Raw genomic sequence first — 3281 nt, forward strand, 5'->3', positions numbered from 1 at the left:
GGAATCCCTATTTTTCAATAGTTATTCCTTTATCCTCCACTCTTGACACAGAGCCAGAATAATACAAAATACATCCTGTTCCAACCGCTGCATCTGGTTGATGCCATCCCTTAACAGCTTCCATATTCTCAAAATCAAAACATTGAATATTAAACAAATCATCTGGATATTTTTGTTTTAAAACATCAACCATATCAATCATACGATCTGCAACTGTTTCTTGTAATTTCAATACTTCTTCAGGTTTCCAATCCGGATTTAAGTAAGCTAATCGATAAAAATTCTGATTAGCAATTAATAAATACCAAAAATCTCCATAAGCATTAGAAACATTTTCCATATTCTGAAGTTTACTTTCAGATCCATTTGGAACATTAGTAAATACATTTCCCTTATCACCATTCCAAAAATATTTCAAAGCATTATCAAGATACGTATTAATTTCATAACCACCTTCTATTGTTGTTTTTCCTTTTAATTCCTTAGGTAATTCTTTATTCATATTAATACCTAATAATGATGCAACAATTAAAGCACTTGTTACAGAAATAGATTCTTGATCATCTTCACCATCATGTTTCTCTGTACTTCTTAATGGTCTATCTTCACCATAGAATGCTGGAATCATATACCCACCATATTTATCATCTCGATAAATTGTTGAGAATGTTCTTCCTTCTTTTACTGAAAATTCAGTTTTTTTATCAAAATTCGTTGCTGTATAATCAAATACAAAATCATTTAAATCTTTCCCTCTTTTTGCCCAATCAAGAATTTTATAATGACTTGATATATTTGGCATATTTTCTACAACTTCTAATGATCTTTGCTTTAAATTTCTTCCTGTTAATTCCTCGCTAGCATGGACTCGATTGAATTGAGACATAATCATCAAACACGACAAAGATAAGACTAATAATTTTTTACCTATTTTCATTTCAAATGCACCCCTTTCCTTAATACTATTATTTCAATATTCTTGACTTCAAACAATTCCCATTTACTTGAAAAACGAATTCTTTTACTTGAAACTTATAGTTGAAAATAAAAATAGATGCTATAATCTTGATAAAAGAGGTGAAAATAATGTCGAAAAATACCACTATGCAAGATATTGCCCATAAACTCAACATTTCTATTAATGCCGTTTCTATAGCATTAAATGATAAAGAAGGTGTTTCTCATGAATTAAGAATGCAAATTTTAGAAGCTGCCTCTGAAATGAATTATACTTTAAAAAACTCAATATTAAAGAGACTTTAAAGAATAAAACATTAGTTATTATGATTGAAAATAAGAAAAAGAATGATAAACATTATTATTTAGATTTACTTCACCATATGACAAACGAAGCACGTATTTTTGGTTATCGTATTTTAACTGAGTATTATGATTTTGCTCATTTTAATGTCCCTGAATGTGTGAGTGAACATCATGTGGCAGGCGTTATACTTCTAAGTGATGAAATGATTTATTCATTACATTTATATATTAAAGAAATTATTTGTGTGAATCATTCTATCCCTTATTTTAATATAGATACTGTTATCACAAATAATTTTTTAGGTGGATATATAAGTTGTGATTATCTTATTAAAAAGGGATATAAACAAATTGGATTTGTAGGCGAAGTTGAAAGTTCCAAGAACTTTAAAGAAAGATATCAAGGTTATCGACAATGTATGATTAATCACTTCCCTCCTCAAAAACATGAATTGATTTGTTTAACAAAGGGCATTGAAAAAGCAGTTTTAAATGATGATTATCGCTATATTCAAAAAATGTTATTAACATATCGAAAAATGCCTGAAGCTTTTGTTTGTGTTAATGACCGCAATGCAGCAATTGTTATCAATGCACTACAATATAATGGTTATAAAGTTCCACAAGATATTAAAGTTATTGGATTTGATAACATGCAATTTTGTCAATCTATGACACCAACACTTTCAACACTTGAAGTAAGTCGTTATGAAATTGCTAAAAAAGTTATTCGTAGAATTCATGAAATGCAACATGAAGTCACAATCCCAGAAACTATTATGCTATCCCCTCAAATTATTGAAAGACAATCAACGATTTCAACAAAGCTATAATCATGACTTTAACTAAGTATGTAATTACAAATACCCATTTGATGAGTATTTACAATTTATTTACCCATAACATGAGTAATTAAGTTATCGATAAATATGAACAATATCATAATATTTCATTGAAATAAGATAAAAGTCTCTTTCACATTATACTGAAAAGAGATTTTCTTATCTTTATACTATATTAAACGAAATATTTATTGGAACATTGGGGTAGATAAATAACGATCACCTATATCAGGTAATATGACAACAATATTTTTACCCTTGTTTTCTAATCTTTGTGCAACCTGAATAGCTGCATAAACTGCTGCTCCAGAAGATATTCCCACTAATATACCTTCATTATGTCCTATTTCTTTTCCTAACTGAAAAGCATCTTCATTAGAAACAGTTATAATTTCATCATAAATTTTTGTATTAAGCACTTGTGGAATAAATCCTGCACCAATTCCTTGAATCTTATGGCTACCTGCTTTCCCTGTGGATAAAATGGCAGAATCTTTTGGCTCAACTGCAATCACTTGGATATCTGGATTTTTGGATTTTAAATATTCACCAACACCACTAATTGTCCCACCTGTTCCAATACCAGCTACTAATATATCTACCTGACCATCAGTATCTTCCCATATCTCTGGACCAGTTGTTAAAGTATGGACTTGGGGATTAGCTGGATTTTCAAATTGACTAGGAATAAAACTATTCATAAGTTTTTCACTGAGTTCTTTTGCTTTTGCAATAGCGCCCTTCATCCCTTTAGCACCTTCAGTTAAAACAAGTTCAGCTCCATATGCTTTCATTAGTTGTCGTCTTTCAATACTCATTGTTTCAGGCATGACAATAATAACGTGATATCCTCTGGCTGAAGCAACCGAAGCAAGCCCAATACCAGTATTTCCAGAAGTTGGTTCAATAATAACAGTGTCTTTATTTATCAATCCTTTTGCTTCTGCATCATCAATCATTGCTTTTGCAATTCTATCCTTAACACTCCCAGCAGGATTAAAATATTCTAATTTTGCAATAATATTTGTTTCTAAGTGATATTTCTTTTCAATATTTGATAATTCTAATAATGGTGTTTTGCCAATCAATTGATCAGCTGATTTATATATATTCATAACTATTCTCCTCGTATAATATATTTTGTAAAGATGACTAGTCATCTTTACAAGTTTATTT

4 protein-coding genes are annotated in these 3281 nt (G+C 29.8%); 2 read left to right on the forward strand and 2 right to left on the reverse strand.

What is annotated here, in order from left to right:
* Positions 1–7 precede the first annotated feature (7 nt).
* Complete coding sequence (locus AC5M21_RS15910) at positions 8–937, reverse strand: hypothetical protein (protein WP_008787475.1); 930 nt, start codon at positions 935–937, stop codon at positions 8–10.
* Positions 938–1086: 149 nt separating this feature from the next.
* Between AC5M21_RS15910 and AC5M21_RS15915 the strand changes: the two genes are divergently transcribed.
* Together AC5M21_RS15915 and AC5M21_RS15920 are read left to right on the forward strand one after the other, a co-directional pair.
* Positions 1087–1263: a LacI family DNA-binding transcriptional regulator gene (locus AC5M21_RS15915; protein ID WP_008787474.1), complete on the forward strand. Its 177-nt coding sequence runs from the start codon at positions 1087–1089 to the stop codon at positions 1261–1263.
* A 20-nt stretch (positions 1264–1283) separates the two neighbouring features.
* Positions 1284–2096 (forward strand): substrate-binding domain-containing protein, encoded by an 813-nt coding sequence (locus tag AC5M21_RS15920; protein ID WP_008787473.1) that lies wholly within the window; start codon positions 1284–1286, stop codon positions 2094–2096.
* Between the two features lie 197 nt (positions 2097–2293).
* Here AC5M21_RS15920 and cysK read toward each other — a convergent pair whose 3' ends face one another.
* The gene (gene cysK / locus AC5M21_RS15925; RefSeq protein WP_008787472.1) at positions 2294–3220 is read right to left on the reverse strand and encodes a cysteine synthase A; all 927 of its coding nucleotides are present in this window, start codon (positions 3218–3220) and stop codon (positions 2294–2296) included.
* Positions 3221–3281: the final 61 nt, after the last annotated feature.

The sequence above is a fragment of the Coprobacillus sp. genome, assembly GCF_984815275.1.